This is a genomic window from Haloarcula sp. HT12 (genome assembly GCF_055271655.1).
Map to the genome: position 1 here is coordinate 703,744 of NZ_JBUXKW010000001.1, position 19,035 is coordinate 722,778.

Annotated in this window: 16 protein-coding genes; 12 read left to right on the top strand and 4 right to left on the bottom strand. The window is 63.5% G+C overall.

What is annotated here, in order from left to right; translation table 11 throughout:
- Positions 1–3: 3 nt before the first annotated feature.
- Positions 4–1,311 carry a UDP-glucose 6-dehydrogenase AglM gene (gene aglM / locus ACY9XZ_RS03730; RefSeq protein ID WP_463455721.1) on the bottom strand — a complete coding sequence of 436 codons (1,308 nt, stop codon included), beginning with the start codon at positions 1,309–1,311 and terminating at the stop codon, positions 4–6.
- Positions 1,312–1,399: 88 nt separating this feature from the next.
- Between aglM and aglF the strand changes: the two genes are divergently transcribed.
- The 4 genes from aglF to ACY9XZ_RS03750 all read left to right on the top strand — a co-directional run bounded on the left by aglF (position 1,400) and on the right by ACY9XZ_RS03750 (position 5,486).
- Positions 1,400–2,155 (top strand): UTP--glucose-1-phosphate uridylyltransferase AglF, encoded by a 756-nt coding sequence (gene aglF / locus ACY9XZ_RS03735; RefSeq protein WP_463455722.1) that lies wholly within the window; start codon positions 1,400–1,402, stop codon positions 2,153–2,155.
- Positions 2,156–2,317: 162 nt separating this feature from the next.
- Positions 2,318–3,733 (top strand): sugar transferase, encoded by a 1,416-nt coding sequence (locus ACY9XZ_RS03740; RefSeq protein ID WP_463455723.1) that lies wholly within the window; start codon positions 2,318–2,320, stop codon positions 3,731–3,733.
- A 215-nt stretch (positions 3,734–3,948) separates the two neighbouring features.
- Complete coding sequence (locus ACY9XZ_RS03745) at positions 3,949–5,076, top strand: DUF4330 family protein (protein ID WP_463455724.1); 1,128 nt, start codon at positions 3,949–3,951, stop codon at positions 5,074–5,076.
- The gene (locus ACY9XZ_RS03750) at positions 5,073–5,486 is read left to right on the top strand and encodes a hypothetical protein (protein WP_463455725.1); all 414 of its coding nucleotides are present in this window, start codon (positions 5,073–5,075) and stop codon (positions 5,484–5,486) included. Before ACY9XZ_RS03745 ends, ACY9XZ_RS03750 begins: the two co-directional genes overlap by 4 nt.
- Positions 5,487–5,501: 15 nt before the next feature.
- Here ACY9XZ_RS03750 and glmS read toward each other — a convergent pair whose 3' ends face one another.
- The 3 genes from glmS to ACY9XZ_RS03765 form a co-directional block, all read right to left on the bottom strand.
- Positions 5,502–7,292 carry a glutamine--fructose-6-phosphate transaminase (isomerizing) gene (gene glmS, locus ACY9XZ_RS03755; RefSeq protein ID WP_463455726.1) on the bottom strand — a complete coding sequence of 597 codons (1,791 nt, stop codon included), beginning with the start codon at positions 7,290–7,292 and terminating at the stop codon, positions 5,502–5,504.
- Positions 7,292–8,482, bottom strand: coding sequence for a bifunctional sugar-1-phosphate nucleotidylyltransferase/acetyltransferase (gene glmU / locus ACY9XZ_RS03760; RefSeq protein WP_463455727.1), 1,191 nt, complete (start codon positions 8,480–8,482; stop codon positions 7,292–7,294). The genes glmS and glmU overlap by 1 nt, the downstream gene beginning before the upstream one ends.
- A 162-nt stretch (positions 8,483–8,644) precedes the next feature.
- Positions 8,645–9,505 carry a CheF family chemotaxis protein gene (locus tag ACY9XZ_RS03765; protein WP_463455728.1) on the bottom strand — a complete coding sequence of 287 codons (861 nt, stop codon included), beginning with the start codon at positions 9,503–9,505 and terminating at the stop codon, positions 8,645–8,647.
- A gap of 166 nt (positions 9,506–9,671) precedes the next feature.
- Here ACY9XZ_RS03765 and acs (ACY9XZ_RS03770) point away from each other — a divergent pair, with 166 nt between their 5' ends.
- The 8 genes from acs (ACY9XZ_RS03770) (at position 9,672) to ACY9XZ_RS03805 (ending at position 18,848) form a co-directional block, all read left to right on the top strand.
- Positions 9,672–11,615, top strand: a complete 1,944-nt coding sequence (gene acs / locus ACY9XZ_RS03770) for an acetate--CoA ligase (protein ID WP_463455729.1) — start codon at positions 9,672–9,674, stop codon at positions 11,613–11,615.
- 140 nt (positions 11,616–11,755) lie between these two features.
- Positions 11,756–13,447, top strand: coding sequence for a bacterio-opsin activator domain-containing protein (locus ACY9XZ_RS03775; RefSeq protein WP_463455730.1), 1,692 nt, complete (start codon positions 11,756–11,758; stop codon positions 13,445–13,447).
- Between the two features lie 70 nt (positions 13,448–13,517).
- Positions 13,518–15,512 (top strand): acetate--CoA ligase, encoded by a 1,995-nt coding sequence (acs, locus tag ACY9XZ_RS03780; protein WP_463455731.1) that lies wholly within the window; start codon positions 13,518–13,520, stop codon positions 15,510–15,512.
- A 46-nt stretch (positions 15,513–15,558) separates the two neighbouring features.
- Complete coding sequence (locus ACY9XZ_RS03785) at positions 15,559–15,993, top strand: DUF4212 domain-containing protein (RefSeq protein WP_463455732.1); 435 nt, start codon at positions 15,559–15,561, stop codon at positions 15,991–15,993.
- Positions 15,990–17,660: a sodium:solute symporter family transporter gene (locus ACY9XZ_RS03790; RefSeq protein ID WP_463455733.1), complete on the top strand. Its 1,671-nt coding sequence runs from the start codon at positions 15,990–15,992 to the stop codon at positions 17,658–17,660. Before ACY9XZ_RS03785 ends, ACY9XZ_RS03790 begins: the two co-directional genes overlap by 4 nt.
- Before the next feature lie 4 nt (positions 17,661–17,664).
- Positions 17,665–18,138, top strand: coding sequence for a universal stress protein (locus ACY9XZ_RS03795; protein WP_463455734.1), 474 nt, complete (start codon positions 17,665–17,667; stop codon positions 18,136–18,138).
- A 52-nt stretch (positions 18,139–18,190) separates the two neighbouring features.
- Positions 18,191–18,409 carry a hypothetical protein gene (locus tag ACY9XZ_RS03800; protein ID WP_312621093.1) on the top strand — a complete coding sequence of 73 codons (219 nt, stop codon included), beginning with the start codon at positions 18,191–18,193 and terminating at the stop codon, positions 18,407–18,409.
- A gap of 214 nt (positions 18,410–18,623) precedes the next feature.
- Positions 18,624–18,848: a hypothetical protein gene (locus ACY9XZ_RS03805; protein ID WP_463455735.1), complete on the top strand. Its 225-nt coding sequence runs from the start codon at positions 18,624–18,626 to the stop codon at positions 18,846–18,848.
- The last annotated feature ends 187 nt before the right edge of the window (positions 18,849–19,035 follow it).

Below are 19,035 nucleotides of genomic sequence, written 5' to 3' on the forward strand. Positions count from 1 at the left end.
GCGCTACCAGGTCAACCCTTCGTAGGTGATACCGTCGCGGCGTTCGATGATGCGTCGGCCATCGACGACGATGGGCGCAGCCATTTCGTCGAACTCAGCGTCGAGCGCCGCGAACTCGTCCCAGTCAGTGACAACGACAGCGCCGGATGCACCCGCAAGCGCGGCCGCCGCCGAGTCGGCGTACTCGATGTCGGGATACCGCTCGCGCATGTTCTCGGTCGCCACGGGGTCGTAAGCGACGATCTCGGCCCCACGCTCCTGCAGTCCCTCGATGACCGGGACCGCTCGCGTGTTCCGGATATCGTCCGTCCCGGGTTTGAACGCCAGGCCAAGCACGGCGATGCGTTTTCCGGAGACATCGACGTGGCCATCGAGCAGGGAGAGGAGTCGGCCTGGCTGGGCGTCGTTCAGTTCCACGGCCGCCGACAGGACGGCCGGATCGTAGCCCTGTTCTCGTGCTGCAGCGATAATTGCATCAGTGTCTTTCGGGAAACAAGAGCCCCCCCAACCGACGCCGCTCCGGAGGAACTGTTCGCCGATACGGTCGTCGAGCCCGATCGCGTCGGCCACCTCGTAGGCGTCGACGCCGAACTCCTTACAGATGTTCCCGATGTCGTTGATGAGGCTGATCTTCGTCGCGAGGAACGTGTTGTTGGCGTACTTGATCATCTCGGCCTCGGCGATACCGGTCTCGACGACCGGTACGTCGCCCTCGGCGGCCTCGCGTAGCGGTGCGTACAGCTCGTTGAGGAGGGCTGTTGCGCGGTTGTCGTCCGTCCCGAAGACGAGTTTATCGGGATTCAGGAAGTCCGCAACGGCCGTCCCCTCGCGCTGGAACTCGGGATTGGACGCGACGAGGAAGTCCGTCCCGCGTTCGAGGCCGGCCTCGGCAATGCGGGGAGCAAGTCGGTCCTCGGTCGTGCTCGGGACGACAGTCGACTTCGTGACGACGAGATGTGGATCGTCGGCCGAGCGATCAGCACCGGCCAGCGCCTCGCCGACGGATGCCGCACCGGCTTCCATGAACTGGAGGTCGATGCTCCCGTCGTCGTTCGAGGGCGTCGGCAGCGCCAGCATCGTCAGCTCTGTATCGAGAATCTCGTCGTAGTCGGTGCTTGCCCGGAGCCGACCGCCGCCGTGCTCGGCGACGAGTTCGTCGAGCCCGGGCTCGTGTATCGGTGACTCGCCGTCGTTGATCGCATTGACGATATCCTCGTCGATGTCTATCGTTACGACTTCGTGTCCAAGATCCGCAAGACACGCCGCGACCGTCGTCCCGACGTATCCGCTTCCGACAATACTGACGTTCATCGGGAGACGATAGTCGAGGAGCGGGTATTATAATTCGGATCCTATAATTCGACAAGAGTTTTATCGGACGACCGACCAATGAGAACATATGAAAGCTGTCGTACTCGCCGCTGGTGAGGGAACCCGTCTCCGCCCGCTGACCGAAGACAAGCCGAAGGGGATGGTAGAAGTCGCTGGAAAACCTATTCTGACACACTGCTTCGAGCAGTTGATCGAACTCGGCGCCGACGAACTCCTGGTAGTCGTCGGCTACAAGAAGCAGGCCATCATTAACCACTACGAAGACGAGTTCGAAGGTGTCCCGATCACCTACACCCACCAGCGTGAGCAGAACGGCCTCGCCCACGCGCTCCTGACCGTCGAGGAACACGTCGACGACGACTTCATGCTGATGCTGGGCGACAACATCTTCGAGGCGAACCTCCAGGATGTCGTCAACCGCCAGCAGGAGGAACGCGCCGACGCCGCCTTCCTCGTCGAGGAGGTCCCATGGGAGGAGGCGAGCCGATACGGCGTCTGTGACACCAACAAGTACGGCGAAATAACCGAAGTGGTCGAAAAGCCAGAGGAGCCGCCGTCCAATCTGGTGATGACCGGGTTCTACACGTTCACGCCGGCCATCTTCCACGCCTGCCATCTGGTGCAGCCCTCGAACCGCGGCGAGTACGAGATCAGCGACGCGATAGACCTCCTGTTGCACTCCGGACGGACCATCGACGCGATCCGCATGGACGGCTGGCGGAACGACATCGGCTACCCCGAGGACCGCGACCAGGCTGAGAAACGGCTACAGGGCGAGATCGATCCGGAGATGTCCGCCGAGAACATCGCCGCGAGCGAGTGAGAGAACTGACCAGGTAGCCCGGTCAGTAGCCAGCGGGGTGCGTGGAAGTATGGTGATATGGGGTTACTTGGTTGAAAGACCAGGACACCACTACGAGAATCGTTTCAATAGTTGAGTCTCCGGACGCAGGACTTATCCCGGAACTCGGTAATCACACTGTTAATGGATAGTGGCTGGCGGTACCGGGTCGCAAGTGTGGCCGGCGTCGTCGTGCTGACAGCGGTTGCCGTCGCACTTGTCAACAACGCTACCTTCCAGTCGATAGCGACCACCATCCCGATATTCAATCGGCTGCCGACCGACCCCCCGACAGGGTCGGAGTTCACGTTCGAGCTCCTGGTCACAGTCGCTGTCGTCGTCAGCGTGTTCCTTCCGCTGTACAAGCCCCGGCCCCGTCGGATTCTCGACGCCGTAGCGCTGGCCCAAAAGCGGGTGCTCGTGGCGGTACTCGTGCTGGCGACAATCGGCTATTTCGACTACACGTACCGATTGCCGCGCTTGACTGTCGTATTGGTGACCCCGTTGTTACTGATCGCACTGCCAGCGTGGTTCGTGTGGATTCGGAAGCGGCCCTCGTCAAATGGCGAGCGGACTATCGTCGTCGGCGATGACCTCCAAGTGATCGAAGAAGTCGCAAGTGTGGTCGACGGGACACTCTTGGGCTACCTCTGTCCGACGAGTGTCGTGACGACAACCGAACGGACCGAAGCCATCGCTGACGGAGGGGTCAGCCCCGGTGGGCTGGAACGGTTGGGTGGCCTCTCGCGCATCGAGGACGTTCTCGTCGAGTATGACGTCGATACTGTCGTGTTGGCGTTTGAGCATGCCGACCGGGCGGAGTTCTTCGGCGCACTCGACGCGTGTTACGAGTACGGAGTTAACGCGAAAGTACACCGAGACCATACAGACTCCGTATTGACCGCCAGCGGTGGAGTCGGTACCCTGGTCGACGTAGAGATCGAGCCCTGGGACATACAGGACTACATTCTCAAGCGCGCGTTCGATATCGGGTTTGCGTCGGTCGGGCTGGTCGCGCTATCGCCTGTAATTGTTGCGATTGTAGTAGCGATAAAGCTAGACGACGGCGGCTCGATACTGTACCGGCAAGACCGGACAGCAGTGTTCGGCGAAACCTTCTCCATCTACAAGTTCCGGTCGATGATCGAAAACGCGGAAAACGAGACAGGTGCGAAGATCAGCAATGAGGATGCGGGTGGGGTCGATCCACGCGTGACATCGGTCGGGCGAGTACTGCGGCAGACGCACCTGGATGAGATTCCACAGCTCTGGTCGATACTGCGGGGCGATATGAGCGTTGTCGGCCCACGGCCCGAACGCCCGGAACTGGACTCAGATATTCAGACCGGCGTCGTTGACTGGCAGAAGCGCTGGTTCGTGAAACCCGGCCTAACCGGTCCTGCGCAGGTTAATGACGTAACTGGGAAGGAACCGGGCGAAAAGCTGCGATACGACCTCGAATACGTGCGTGACCAGTCGTTCAGCTACGATATGAAACTGGTCTCAAGGCAGGTATGGAGCGTTGTTATTGACGTTCTAATCGCATTCAGAACTCGGTAGTGATTCAAAGGCGGAATTAGATCGAGTCCCATTGCCGTTCTATCCGCCGCCAAGGGCAACCCTCCAAATCCGTTGAGGATCGCCACACGGTCTTGGGCTCCCTTTGAAAACCAGCTACATCCCAGAAAGCGAGCGCTGTGTGGTCCGAAGTCCGTAACACGAGGGTTCCGAGACCCAAGCGAAAAGGCCATACACCGGCCGGAGGATGGCCTGATATGGAGCCGATGGAAGATTCCGACGGGATCATCGACGACGAGGGCAACCTGTTTGGTGTCATCAATGTCGTCGACGCTCTCGTCGTCGTCTTTGTTCTTGCCGTCCTTATCGCTGGAATCAGCCTGGTCCTGACAGATACCGAGGACGGGTCGAGTTCGTCCCCCGCGAGAGGGACGACGAATGTGACGCTCGATCTCGGACCCCAACCGGAGTATATCAGCTCCCAGATATCGGTCGGCGACAGCTACAGTCCGACGGGGAATTCAGAGCTCACAATCACGGATGTCTATTTGACTCCGCAAGGGGAGTCCACCCGGGCGGTAGTGCGTGCGAGACTCTCAGCGCCGCGTTCGGGAGACAGTATCCAGTACAACGGCGCACCACCACGGTACGGCCGACAGCTCGAGATTCTGACCGAGACGTACTCTACCGCCGGAACGGTTCGTGACGTTGGCGGCACCGCCGAAATCTCTACCACGGAGACGGAGGTGGTCGTCAGAACAAACCTCTCAGAGACCGACGCCAGACAGCTCAGTGCTGGGCAGTCAATCCGCGTTAGAGGGCGGGAAGTAGCCACTATCGAGTCAGTGACAGCATACGGAACCAGTAATCCGGACAAAAAGACCGTCGTCCTCGGAATGACACTCCAGAGCATAGCCTACAATGATACAGCAGAGTTCGGCGATACGACGGTCCGGTCAGGATCGCCGTTGGCACTTCGAACAGAAGCGGGTCTCATCGAGGGAGAAATCGTGCGGGTCGGTACGACATCCCAGCGCGGCCAGCCCGCGACTCGCGATGTTCGACTGCGGTTGTCCAGCGTGTCTCCGATACTCGCCGACAGCATCTCACCAGGGATGACCGAGTCGTTCGGCGGTGACACAATCGCACGAATCACTCGTGTCCAGCGCGAGAACGCGACAGTTATCACCAGAGGACAGGACGGGAACATCTACCAGCGGGACCACCCGGTGAACCAGGACGTTACCCTCTCCGCGAACCTCTCGGTACGAGAGACTGACTCCGGCGTCACGTTCAAGGGCCAAACGATGCAACAGGGGCGCGTCGTGACGCTTGACCTGGGAACCGTAACAATCAGAGCGACTGTCGTTTCAGGGTATCAATGACGAGCAGCGAGACAGTATCGGTGGTGAAACAGCGTCTCCGGTCAGCCGTCGAGAACTCGGCTCTCACGTCAGTTTCCGATACGCTTGCGCAGGGTTTCGAAACCTCGGTACTGAATGGCGTCTGCGCTCGTATAACCGAGGTAACGCGCGCGTCCCGCCTCTACCGATGGCTCACCGCGGAACCGGAGCCGGACGTTATCGTCATCGACCTCCGGGAAACGTACACTGTCGCCCCTATCATCTCCGTTCTCGATGCTCTCATCCCGCGGATTACACAGTTATGGCGAAATTCCGGCCTCGCGTCGGTAACGCACGCTGTAGGGAACGCCATCTCGGGCGCAACGACAGTCAAGCTGTTAGCCGCACTCCTCGAACCGCCGGAGCCGCCGGAAAACCGCGAGCGGCGTTGACCTGCTATGCGCCGCTCACTCCACGGTCACGCTTTTCGCCAGATTGCGAGGCTTGTCGATGTTCCGCCCCAGTAGGGCGGCCGTGTGATACGACACTAACTGCAGATGGGTGTTCGCCAGCACGGCAGCGGCCCGCGGATGCGTCTCCGGGATCTCGAGCACGTGATCAGCGTACCGCTCCACGTCACTTTGCCCGTCAGTAATCGCAACCACGGGTGCGTCGCGGGCTTCGACCTCTTTGACGTTGCCGATGGTTTTGCGGGCGCGCTCGTCGTCGCCCGTCACGATAGCGAACACCGGCGTGTTCTCAGTCACCAGCGCCAATGGGCCGTGTTTCAGTTCACCGGCGGCGAAGCCCTCGGCGTGCTTGTAGGTGATCTCCTTCATCTTCAGTGCGCCTTCCAGTGCCACGGGCTCCTGATAGCCGCGGCCGATGAAGAAGTAGGCGTTGGCGTCCTGGTACAGTTCGGCCACCTCCTGGGCGGCGGATTCATCGAGCACCTCCTGGACGTGGCCGGGCAGGTCACGGAGCGCACTGATAACCTGCCGGGCGTCCCCAGTTGAAGAGGTCCCGAGTGCGAGCAGGTTCAGCGCGGCCAGTTGCGAGGCGAAAGTCTTGGTGGCGGCGACGCCGATCTCCGGGCCGGCACGGATGTACAGCGCGTGGTCGCACTCGCGGGCCGCGGTAGAACCGACGACGTTGGTCACGGCCAGCGTTCGCGCGCCGCGGCTGCGAGCGGCCCGAAGCGCCGACAGCGTGTCCGCGGTTTCGCCGCTCTGGGTGACGCCGACGACGAGGGCATCGCCGATGGGCGGCGTCGCGGTCGCGTACTCGCTGGCGAGGAACGCCTGAGCGGGGATACCGGCTTCGCGGAACAGTTGCGCGCCATGCAGGGCGGCGTGATACGAGGTCCCGCAGGCGACGAACTGGACGCCGGTCGGGGAGAGATCACCGAGATCGCCGATATCGACCGTCCCGGCGAGTTCGTCGACGCGGCCCCGCAAACACTGCCGGAGCGCGCGCGGTTGCTCGTGAATCTCCTTGAGCATGAAATGGTCGTAGCCGCTCTTGCCCGTCTCTTCGGGATCCCACTGGACGGTGTCGACGTCTTTCTCGATGACGGTCCCATCGGAGTCGGTGACGGTCCACCCGTCGCCGTTGAGGCGGGCAAACTCGCCGTCGGCGAGGTAGACGACCTTATCGGTGAAATCCCGGAAGGCGGGCACGTCGCTTGCGAGGTAGGTCGCGTCCTCGCCGATACCCAGGACGAGCGGGGAGTCGTTCCGGGCGGCAAACACCGAGTCACAGCCGGCGATGACGACGGCGATTGCGAAGCTCCCGTCGAGACGGCTGATTGCCTCCCGGACGGCGTCTTCGGGGTCCGCACCGTTACTCAGCGCATCCTCGATGAGGTGGGGAACGACCTCCGTGTCGGTATCGGAGGTGAAGGTGTGGCCGGCCCCGACGAGTTCGTCACGCAGGGACTGGTAGTTCTCGATGATGCCGTTGTGGACGACCGCGACGTCGCCGGTGCAGTCCTGATGCGGGTGGGCGTTCTCGTCGGTCGGCGGGCCGTGCGTGCTCCAGCGGGTGTGACCGATGCCGACCGATCCCGAGAGCGTCCGTTCCGACAGCGCCTCGCGCAGGTCCGCGATTTTGCCGGAGTGTTTGCACATGTCGATGTGACTGTTGGCCAGTGCGACGCCGGCGGAGTCGTACCCCCGGTACTCCAGTTTCGACAGGCCGTGAACGAGCGTATCGAGCGTCTCGTCGCCGCGGCCGACACAGCCGATGATCCCGCACATCAGCGGACCACCTCCGCACCTTCGCGGACGGTCCCATCGACTGTCACGCCGGTCGCAAGCCGGGCGTTCGGCCCCACGAGCGACCCGGAGACGAAGCTTACGTCGCCAAGTGCTTCGGCGCGGTCGGCGATGACGGCCCCGAGGCGCTGGTCCTCAAACACCTCTGTGCCGACCTGGACATCGGCCGGACCGCCGGGAACGACCGTGTTGACACCCAGGTTCACGTCCTGTCCGGTGACAGTGTCCACGAGGGTCGAACTCGGATCGACGCGCGTGTCCGCGTCAAGCACCGTATGTTGGATGACGCTGTTGGCCCCGACGGTGACGTTCCGCCCGAGCGCGACATCAGGGCCGATGACGGCGTCCGGCCCGACCTCACAGTCCGGTCCGACGACGACCGGCGACTGGAGGGTGGCCGCGTCGTGGATGCGTGCGGAGTTGTCGACCCAGACCTGCTCGTCGCGGGCCGATTCGACGACTCGACCCCGCGCCAGTACCTCGCGGGCGACCGTCAGCAGGTCCCAGGGGTAGGTTGCGTCGACCCACATTCCGTCGACCTCGACTGCCCGGACTCGATCAGATTCCAGCAGCAGTTCGATGGTATCGGTCAGCGCCAGCTCCCCGGCGTGGCGCGTCGTCTCGTTGATCGCCTCGAAGACGTCGCCGTCGAAGGCGTACACGCCCCCGTTGATGAGTCTGAAATCGTCGTGTTGAGGCTTTTCCACGATGTCGACGATATCGCCGTCCTGGACTTCGACTGCGCCGTAGCGGCTAGTGTCCTGTCGTTCGAGGACAGCGATGCTTGTGTGGCCAGTTTCCGCGTAGGAGCTGTCTACCGCCTCGATAGTGGCCGCGTCGACGAGCCGATCACCGTTCATCACCAGGACCGGGCCGTCGACGACGCTGCGCGCCTGGAGGAGCGCGTGTCCGCTGCCGAGCTGTTTCGTCTGGCTCACATACGAAATCGGAACGCCACGGTAGGTCGGGCCGAAGTGGTCCTGCACGCGGTCACGCTTGTAGCCGACGACGGCGACCAGTTTCTCGATGCCGGCCTCGACCAGCGCGTCGAAGACGTGTTCGAGAATCGGACGGTTCGCGGCCGGCAACATAGGCTTGGGTCGGTTTCGCGTCAACGGCCGCAGGCGAGTCCCCTCACCCGCAGCGAGGACCACAGCCGTATCGATGTGCATATTTGTTGCAGACGGAGGAAGGGCTTCAATATGGCGGCCTTACTGAGATTGGTCGGTGTCTACTCTCGAACGCGCGTCCAGATTGTGACGTGGAAACCGAACGGGTTGGGGGCGTCCGAGGCTACCGGTGCGATCAAACACCTGCCGGTGCAACGCCGCCCGCTACTGCTCGCCCATCCGCTCGCCGGCGACTCGACGGCCCTTCGTCGTCAGGTTCACTTCCGTCCGTTCCCGGAGCACACTGATAACGTCGAGTTCGATCAGTCGGTCGAAGATCGCCTCGGTTTTCTCGACGTCGATACCGACGAAGTTGGGGATGTCAAAGGGCGACACGCCGGAGTGTAGCGCCATAATAACCCGCTTCTCCGTCGAACTCAAATCAAGGTCGGCGCGGTTCTGTTCGGCGCTCTCTTCGAGCATCGTCCGGAGGACGGTGGCGTGGAACTCCTCGCCGGCGAGGTGTGTTTCGACGCTGATGTCGTCCTCGCTGTGCTCGACCTGAATGACCGTCCGCTCCTCACCGCTGACCTGTTTCTCTTCGACGGCCAGGTCGCCGATGTCAGCGCGGTCGACGACGACGGCTTGCCCGTCGGCCATCGCGAGTTTCAGCGCCTCGTCGGTCACTTTGAGTCGGCCTTTCGTCCACTCGGCAGATTGGACAACGCCGCCTTTCAGTGCGGGGTGTTGGACCAGCACGATCGCGCCGTCGAGACTCGCTCGGTAGAAGTCGGTCTCGAACGTCTCGTGGTCCGACGCTGACACCAGAATCACGTCCTCGCCGACGTACAGTGCGACGTAGTCGGAGACACCGGCGCTTTGCTGGTTCACGTCGAACCGGTCGGCGATACGGTCGATATCGGTCAGTGAAATCTGTCGCTTGTCGTCGCCCAGCAAGGCGACCCGCTCGGTGGTGAGAACGATGCGACAGTTTCGCCACTCGGCGTCAGTGAGGCGCTGGCCCTGTGAGACCGCCTGGAGGAACTGTCCCTTCGTATCGGCGATCTTCTTTTCAGTGTCGCTCATGCCCCTACCGGCCTCTCGTACATCTGTTGTCCGCAGGACTCAATATAAGTTCCGTCGCCAGTGTCGAAACTGAGAACTGCCGCCGGGGTCAGTATCGGTCCCATCACGTCAGAGTCATACACAATTAGCTAGGATGTTTTTGAGTGCGCCGGCGTACTGTCAATTGATGACACGGGGAGACGAACCGGGTCGGGACCAGTCCCACACGGGGCGCGAGACAGTCGAACCGCCGGACTGGTTCGTCGAGCAGGCGAACGTAACGGACCCGGCTGTCTACGACCGCTTCGAACGGGAGTGGCCCGATTGCTGGCACGAGGCCGCCGAGTTGCTCGACTGGGAGACACCGTACGAGACGGTGTTCCGTGGCGCGGACGGCCCGCCGTTCGAGTGGTTCCCCGGCGGTCGATTAAACGCCGCCTACAACTGCATCGACCGACACCTTCCCGAGCGGAAGAACCAGCTCGCGCTGGTCTGGGAGGGTCACCTCGACGAGTCACGCACCTACACCTACCTCGAACTGTACCGGGAAGTCAACGCCTTCGCCGCGGCGCTGCGCGACCGCGGCGTCGGGCCGGACGACGTGGTGACGCTGTACCTGCCGATGGTGCCCGAGCTTCCGGTCGCGATGCTGGCCTGTGCACGGCTGGGCGTGCAACACAACGTCGTCTTCGCGGGATTCTCCGCGGACGCGCTGGCGACGCGCATGGAGCGGGCCGAGTCGGAGTATCTCATCACCTGCGACGGCTACTATCGCCGCGGCAGCGCCGTCGCACAGAAGAACAAGGCCGACAACGCACGCATCGCCGTCGACCACGACGTGTCGGTCGTGGTGCTGGATCGGCTGGGCCGTGACGTACATTTAGGTGACGACTACGACGACTATCACGACCTGCTGGCGGCCCACGAGGGAGCCGAAATCGAGCCGGTGTCGCGGGCGGCGGACGACCCGCTCTTTCGCATCTACACCTCGGGCACGACCGGTGAGCCGAAAGCCGTCACCCACACGACCGGCGGATATCTCGCACACGTCGCCTGGACCGCCCGGTCGGTGCTGGATATCAAGCCCGAAGACACCTACTGGTGTTCGGCCGACATCGGCTGGATCACCGGCCACTCCTACATCGTCTACGGCCCGCTCGCGCTCGGGACGACGACGGTACTATACAACGGCACGGCAGACCACCCCGAAAAAGACCGGCTGTGGGAACTCATCGAGAAGTACGCCGTCGACGTGTTCTACACCGCGCCGACAGCCGTCCGGGCGTTCATGAAGTGGGGCGAGGAGTACCCCGACACGCACGACCTCTCCAGCCTGCGTCTGCTTGGGACAGTCGGCGAACCGATGGACGGCCAGGCCTGGGAGTGGTATCGGGAACACATCGGCGGCGGCGAGTGCCCGATCGTCGACACCTGGTGGCAGACCGAAACTGGAGCCATCCTCGTTTCGACGTTGCCCGGCGTCGACAGCATGAAACCCGGGGCCGCGGGAACGCCGCTGCCGGGGATCGAGGCGTCCGTCGTCGACCGCGAAGGTGCGGCAGTCGGGCCGAATACGGCCGGCGAGCTCGTCGTGACGCGCCCCTGGCCAGGGATGCCGCGCGCGTTACTCGACGGAACAGACTGGGGCAGCGTCCCGGACAGCGCCGAGGGATGGCGCTACTACCCGGAGGACAGTGTCTCGGCCGACGAGGACGGTTACATCACGTTCCTCGGTCGGATCGACGACGCGATCAACGTCGCCGGCCGGCGGTTCAGCACCAAGGAACTGGAGTCGACGGTCGCCGGCGTGACCGGCGTCGCTGAAGCCGCCGTCGTCGGTGCCGACGACGAGACGACCGGCACGGCGGTGTACGCCTTCGTCTCCCCGGAGGACGGCTACGCCGAAAACGAACTCCGGACGGCCATCGAAGCGGCTATCGTAGACGCTATCGGCGGTATCGCCCGCCCCAAAGAGATCGTGTTCACGCCCGACCTCCCGAAGACGCGCTCGGGTAAGGTTATGCGCCGCCTGCTAACCGCAGTGGCGAACGACGAGGAACTGGGCGACACCAGCGCGCTGCGGAACCCAGAAATCCTCGGCGAAATCCAGTCGACGACGAGGAGAGAATAAGGCGTTTCGCTCTTCTTTATATCTCCGAAATATTTTCGTGGCAACAGTGTTCTTAGAGACTGTTTTATCGTGGCTCTCTCGTCTATACGCACGATCTGACCGCAACACTTATTTCGTTATTCTATAAATTTCCGAAACACATGGACGGAGCAGCCGACCAAATCGGTGAGCGGGGGTACGAACAGCTCCGTCGCGCGGCCGAGACACACCGGGCCGACCTCGTGCTCCGGCTCGGTGCGGAGGTCGGACTCCGGCCGGCGGAGATGACGGCCGTCCAGCTGGCCGATATCACCGAATTCGAGGGCCATCACCTGCTTGCTGTTCGGGACGGCAACGAGGTTGTGCGCGAAACGTACCTCCCGGACTCGGTCGAACACGACATGCGGAAGTACGCAAACGCGTCCGGGAAAGCCAACGACGAGCCACTGTTCTCCGTCTCCCCGCGGCGGCTCCAGATGCTCGTCAGCGAGGTGGCCGACCGCGCCGCCGACGCGGCACCGCACCTGCGAGGGGTTTCCTCGCGCGACCTCCGATGGCGGTTCGCGGCGAGCCTGCTGAACGACGGCGTCCCGCCTGACGTGGTCTGTGCGCTCGGCGGCTGGGACCGACTCGACCGCCTCGATCCCCTGCTTGACGAACCGGACCGGGAAACCATCGTCGCGGGCGTCGACGGATCCAGTGAGCGGGCGGCGCCGGCGGAGCCCCAGCGACCCGTCGGCTGGATTACGACGGTCAGCGAGGCGCTTGCGGCCGCCGCAACCGGTGAGGCGATTGTGACGACCGTCTGTGACCACCTGACGGAGACAGCGGGCTTCGAGTTCGCCTGGCTCGCCGAGCGGACTGGCGACGGGCTGACCCCGCGTGCGATGGCTGAGATCTCGGAGACGGCCGTCGAACAACAGATCGAGACGCACATCGAGTCGTTCGGGTCCTCGCTCGATATCGGCGACGTCCGCATCGTCGACGACAGCAACGGACCGGTCGCGCTGGTCCCGCTCGTCAGGGAAAACGCCGTGTCGGGTGTCATCGGGATCGGGACCAGCGAGGGAGTCACTGATGCGGAACGCGCCGTCCTCTCGGCGCTCGGCGTCCAGGTCGGCCATGCACAGGCCGCAGCCGAACGCAAACGCCTCCTGCTCGCCGATACGGTGACAGAACTGGAGTTCCACTGCGCGGACGAGCGGACGTTTACCGCCGGCGTATCCGGGGCGTTGGGGTGTACGGTCGAGCTGTCGGGCGTCGTCCCCGTCGGGGGCCAGTCGCTGCTGTACTACCTGCTGGTCGAAGGAGCCTCTGCCGACGCGATACTCTCGTATGCGGACACTGACGACGGCGTGGCGGACGCCAGACTCCTCGAACAACACAGCGACGGCGTGCTATTGGAGGTCGTCGTTACTGACACGCCGGCGCTCCACCTGGTCGAGAGCGGCGGCCGCATCCGTGCTGTGACGGCCGCTGATGGCGCCGCGACTATCGCCGTCGAACTCCCCAGCGAAGCCGACATCAGACCGACGGTCAACGCCGTCACCGACGCCTACCCGGAGACGTCTCTGGCGGCGAAGCGAGAGACGGAGCGACCGGCCGAGACGGACTCCGGGTTCCGGGACCGGCTGACCGATACCCTCTCGGACCGGCAAGAGACGGTCCTCCGGGCGGCCTACCACAGCGGCTACTTCGAGTGGCCCCGCGGGTCGACCGCCGAGGAGCTAGCGGACTCGCTGGAGGTGTCGTCCCCGACGCTCCACAATCACCTCAGGAAAGCCCAACAGAAGGTCCTGACCGCGTTTTTTGACGACCGGCCGGCGGAGCCGCGACGGCCAGTCGACAACTGAAATCCCGTTTCATATTATCGTAGTTAGACCCCCCGTTTATATGGCCGCTGTGAAATATCGATGATAGACTATGTCAGATGAAGATGTCCAACTAGAAGCGCGGCTCGAAGAGCAGGAGGTTTTCGAGCCCCCGGAGGCGTTCGTCGAGCAGGCGAACGTCACGGACGAGGGTATCTACGAGGAGTTCGAGGACAACTGGCCGGAGTGCTGGGAGGGGGCTGCCGACCTTCTCGACTGGGAAGAGGATTACGACCAGGTCCTCGACGACTCGAACCCGCCGTTCTACGAGTGGTTCACCGACGGCACACTGAACGCGTCGGCGAACTGCCTGGACCGGCACTTAGAGGAGCGCGGCGACGAAGCCGCTATCGAATGGGTCGGTGAGCCGGTCGAGGAAGACAACATCACCTACACGTACGAGGAACTCCATCAGAAGGTCAACGAGTTCGCGGCCGGCCTGCGGGAGATGGGCGTCGGCGAGGACGACGTCGTCACGATGTACATGCCGATGATCCCGCAGCTGCCCATCGCCATGCTGGCCTGTGCCCGCATCGGCGCGCCACACTCCGTCGTGTTCGCCGGCTTCTCCGCGGACGCGCTCGCCACGCGGATGAACTCCGCCGACTCGGAGTATCTGGTCACCTGCGACGGCTACTACCGCCGCGGTGACCCGCTCGACCACCTCGACAAGGCCAACGAGGGGCTAAGCGGCGTCGACCACGAGGTCGAACGCGCCATCATCGCCGAGCGGCTGATGGACGGCGACGGCTTCGACCACGACTACGCCGACAATCAGGTCGCCTTCGACGATGTCATCGCCGACAACGAGGGCGCGGCGGTCGAGCCGGTCGACCGCGACGCCGAGGACATGCTGTTTCTCATGTACACCTCCGGGACCACCGGGAAACCGAAGGGTGTCAAACACTCCACCGGCGGCTACCTCGCCTGGGCGGCCTGGACGTCCCAGGCAGTGCTGGACATCAAACCCGAGGACACGTACTTCTGCTCGGCCGACATCGGCTGGATCACCGGCCACTCCTACATCGTCTACGGCCCGCTCGCGCTCGGGACGACGACGATGATGTACGAGGGGACGCCGGACTACCCTGACAAGGATCGCCTCTGGGAGATCGTCGAGGAGTACGAAGCCGACCAGCTCTACACCGCGCCGACGGCCATCCGCGCGTTCATGAAGTGGGGCAAGCAGTACCCCGAACAGCACGACCTCTCCAGCCTGCGCCTGCTCGGGACGGTCGGTGAGCCGATCAACCCCCGCGCCTGGAAGTGGTATTACAAGCACATCGGCGGCGAGGAGTGTCCCGTCGTCGACACCTGGTGGCAGACCGAGACCGGCGGCATGATGATCACGACGCTGCCGGGCGTCAAGGACATGAAACCCGGGTCTGCCGGCCCGCCGCTGCCGGGCAACGACGTCCGCATCGTCGACACCGAGGGCGAGGAGGTCGAACCCGGCCGCGCCGGCTACCTGACCGTCGACAAGCCCTGGCCCGGCATGCTCCGGACGTTGTACAAGAACGACGAGCGGTTCATCGACGAGTACTGGGCCGAGTACTCCGACACCGACAGCGACGACTCCGACGACTGGGTGTACTTCCCCGAAGACGGTGCGAAGATCGACGACGACGGCTACATCACCGTGCTGGGGCGGGTCGACGACGTGATCAACGTCTCCGGGCACCGTCTCGGGACGATGGAGATCGAGAGCGCTATCGTCGGCGTGGAAGGCGTCGCCGAAGCCGCCGTCGTCGGTGGCGACCACGATATCAAGGGCGAGGCGGTGTACGCCTACGTCATCACCGAGGACGGCTACGACGAGGACGAGGCCCTCCGCAGTGCGATCATCGACGGCGTCGAGGACGCTATCGGTCCAATCGCGCGGCCGGAAGCCGTCATCTTCACGCCCGAACTGCCGAAGACCCGTTCCGGGAAGATCATGCGCCGCCTGCTAGAGGACATCGCCAACGGCGAGGAACTGGGCGATACGAGCACCCTGCGAAACCCTGATGTTGTCAGTGATATCGCGACCAAGGTCCAGGGAGACTGAGCGGTAACAGCGAACAGTACCACGAATTTTCAAGCTTTCAATCCACATGTCAAGAGACACGCCCGCGGACCGAGAAGAGTCAACTATCCAACCAGATGGCGGCACGGAGCCTGCCCACGAAGACATCGACTACCTCGACAGGGAGGTGAACCTGTTACGGCCGAGCACGCCGTTCATGCGCGACCACCTGAAGATCATCTGGAGCAGTTTCGTGCTCTGGGCGCTGGTCGTGTTCGGCCCGGTGACGATGACTGCCATCGCGCCGGAGATGATGACCGTGGGGACACCCATATTCGGCTTCCCGCTGCATTACTTCCTCGTCTCGCTTGGCGCACCGACGGGTGCGCTCATCCTGGCGGTAGTCTACACGCGGTACCGTGACCGGCTCGACCAGAAGTACGGTATCGACCCCGACGCCGTCGAAAGCACGGCCCCGGAGGCCGGCGAAGCGACGGCCGCTGACGGGGGTGTCGAGCAGTGACGGTCCCGCTGCAGGCAGAAGCGCTGGACATCTCGTTCAAACTCGTCCCGGCGATCATCGTCTTCCTGATGATGGCCTCGTTCCTCGTCATCGGCTACGTGTTCAAGGTGGCCGACACCGAGGGGATGTGGGTCGCCGGCCGCGGCATCGGCAACATCGAGAACGGGATGGCCATCGGCGCGAACTGGATGTCCGCCGCCTCGTACCTCGGCTTAGCCGGGCTGGTGGCGCTCTCGGGCTTTTACGGCCTGGCGTTCATCGTCGGCTGGACGACCGGCTACTTCATCCTGCTCATCTTCCTGGCCGCGCAGATGCGCCGGTTCGGGAAGTACACCGCGCCGGACTTCGTCGGCGACCGGTTCAATTCGCCGACCGCCCGCGCGCTGGCCGCGTTCACCACGCTGCTCATCGCGTACGTCTACTCCGTCGGCCAGGCCCGTGGCATGGGGCTGGTCGGCCAGTACGTCTTCGGGCTGGACATCATTCCCATGATCGTCGTGATGATGACCATCACCGTCGGCTACCTCGCGCTCTCGGGGATGCTGGGCGCGACCAAGAACATGGCCGTCCAGTACACGATCCTCATCATCGCGTTCCTCGCGGGTGTCTACGTCGTCGGCTTCTCGCAGGGGTACTCGACGATACTCCCGCAGGTCGAGTACGGCGCGCTCATCGCCGACCTCGGCCGCGAGTTCTCCGCGCCGTTCGTGAACCAGCCGTTCTACCTCTGGATCGCGACGGCGTTCTCGCTCATCGTCGGGACCTGCGGCCTCCCGCACGTCCTCGTCCGGTTCTACACGGTCAGAAGCGAGCGCGTCGCCCGCTGGTCCTGTGTCTGGGGGCTGTTCTTCATCCTCCTGCTGTACTGGGCGTCGCCCGCGATGGCGGCCTTCGGCGTCGATCTCTTCGAAGCGACCACTGGCGCGAGCGCCTACGCCGCGGAAGGCGGCATGTCTGGTGCGGAAGGTGACGTGATCGTCGTCCTCGCCGCGCAGTTCGCCAATCTCCCGACGTGGTTCGTCGGTCTCGTCGCGGCCGGTGCGATGGCCGCCGCAATCGCGACCACTGCCGGGCTGTTCATCACGGCCTCCTCGGCGGTCGCACACGACATCTACACGGAACTGATCAACCCCGAAGCGACCCAGCGCCAGCAGGTGCTCATCGGTCGCGGGACGATCATCGGCATGGGCGCGCTGGTGACAGTGACCGCGTTCAACCCGCCGGCGCTCATCGGCGAACTGGTCGCCTACGCGTTCTCGCTGGCCGGCGTCGTGCTGTTCCCGATGTTCTTCCTCGGCCTCTGGTGGGAGAACACCAACCGCCAGGGCGCGCTGGCCGGGATGGTGCTCGGCCTGCTCATCTGGATCACCTCGATTATCAACAGCGTCCTGCCGAACTACATCGGCGCACTCGAAGCCATCGCCGGCGAGGGCGGGGCCATCGTCCCGATCTACGCCCAGTACGTCCCGCCGATCGGCGCGGCGCTGATCGGGACCCCCGTCGTGTTCATCGTCACCATCGCCGTCTCGCTGGCGACCCCCGAGCCGCCCCTGGAGACGAAGAAGATGGTTCGACAGTGTCACAGCCCCGAACCGATGGGGCAACAGGAGACCGCCGCAGACGTCGTCGGCGACAGCACCGGCGGCGGCACCCCCGCAGACGACTAAACCCATGTACGACAACATTCTCGTTCCGACCGACGGCAGCGACACCGCGGAGAACGCGGTCGACCAGGCGGTCGACATCGCCTCGAAGTACGGCGCGACGGTCCACGCGCTGTACGTCGTCGATGTCGACGCCACCAGCTACTCGCTGGGCACAGAGCAGGTCGACCGCATCCGCCAGGGGAACCTGGCGGAGATGACCGACATCAAGGAAGACGCCGACGAAGCCACCGGCTACGTCCGCGACCGAGCCGCCGAACACGGCGTCGAAGTGAAAGAGCACATCACCGCCGGCGAACCCGCCCGTGCCATCCGGAAGTTCGTCGAGGACAACGACATCGACCTCGTCGTGATGGGCTCTCACGGGCGCTCTGGCCTCAAGCGAGTCATCCTCGGCAGCGTCACGGAGAAAGTGCTGCGACGGACCCGACTGCCGGTACTCGTCGTCGACGTCCACGGCGAGACAGACATCGAAGCGTGACTAGTATGGGACTGAACAGACCACGACCGCCACGGACGACGCGAGGCCGCCGATGAGCGTCGTCGACACCCTCCGCGACCACGTGCGCGACCACAAACGAGGCATGTTCGTCGACCTCGTGTTCGCCATCGCCTGGGTGACCGCCGTGAGCGTCATCTTCGACCTGCTGTCGGCTCCCCAGTGGGCTTACTACCTGACGCTCGCCGCCGGCGTCGTCGCGTACTACGGCTTCTTCTGGTCGCTTGAGCTGGCGATGCAACAGCAGCAGTAGGCCAGTCTCGGTTCTTCGAAGCAGTCACAGTTTTCCTGTGAGTTCGCCACAACCGCGTGCGATTGACTCACCGCATTGCCGAATCGTTGTCCTGCCTGACCGATCCAGGCACCCATCTATACCCTGGACCGGCGAATTTCGGTCCCGCCGGTAGTAATAATACCATGTAGATGCATTGACTTGTTCGACGGCAGCGGATGGTGTGGAGTCAGCAATGATATACCAAAGTTCAACGGGAGAGTACTACAGTGGTCTCGACATCTGGATGCGCTTCGAATCGGGGCTCTGGGAACCACACGACTGGAGCCAAGCGACGGGACAGGAGTGGGTCCAGACTGAGGCGGGCGAAGTCCTCACCCTGACGCCGGTCCCGGAGTCCGACCTCCCGGAAGGGGTGTCGGTGACGGAGGCTGAGGATGTCGACTACCTGGGTGAGTGACCCACAAGCGGCGCACGGCGGCCAGACGCCGTGGGCCACACTGTACGGGCCGAGCACCGCCGACGGGAAGTGTCACTGTAGGTCGCTACGGATGTGCCGGTCGGCGATACCGCCCTGCTGTTCTGGGTCAGAATCGGTCCCACCTGTTTTTTCGAGGGGTGAGGTGGTTTGCGGCTCGCGAGTCACT